Here is a 554-nt window from a genome sequence, read left to right as displayed (position 1 = left end):
TCGCGCATAATGTGTACGGAAATACAAATGGTGGGAATATGAAGACCGTAGATAGGATATTGCAAATCGTTAAGCGTGACGGGTCTGTCACTGCAAAACAACTCTCTTCTGAGCTTGGGATGACAACCATGGGTGCTCGCCAGCACCTGCAAGGTTTAGAAGATGATGGCATCCTGTCGATTCACGATGTAAAAGTCAAAGTCGGACGCCCTACTCGCCATTGGTCTTTAACCCAGAAGGGACACGAGCAATTCGCCGATCGTCATGGCGAACTCACTATCCAATTTATCGAAGCCGTGGAACACATCTTCGGTAAAGATGGCCTCGACAAAGTTACCTCCGAGCGCGAAAAACTGACTTTACAAAACTATCGCCAGCACCTCGGCCAATGTGAGTTTTTAGAAAGCAAACTGGAAACTTTGGTTTTTCTGCGCGAAAAAGAAGGCTACATGGCAGAGCTTGAACAAGATGAGCACGGCTTTATCTTGATCGAGAATCACTGCCCGATTTGTAAAGCCGCCACGCGTTGCCCTAGTTTATGCAAATCTGAACTG

The 554-nt window shown here is 47.1% G+C and carries 1 protein-coding gene; it reads left to right on the top strand.

The annotated features are described in order from the left end of the window. Positions 1-38: 38 nt before the first annotated feature. A partial coding sequence (locus R7F64_RS24250) for a metalloregulator ArsR/SmtB family transcription factor (protein WP_318072200.1) occupies positions 39-554 on the top strand: 516 nt, incomplete at its 3' end.

Source organism: Vibrio sp. Vb1980, assembly GCF_033338615.1.
In the GTDB taxonomy this organism is placed as follows: Bacteria; Pseudomonadota; Gammaproteobacteria; order Enterobacterales; family Vibrionaceae; genus Vibrio; species Vibrio alginolyticus.
This window is presented reverse-complemented; position numbering and strand designations above follow the sequence as displayed.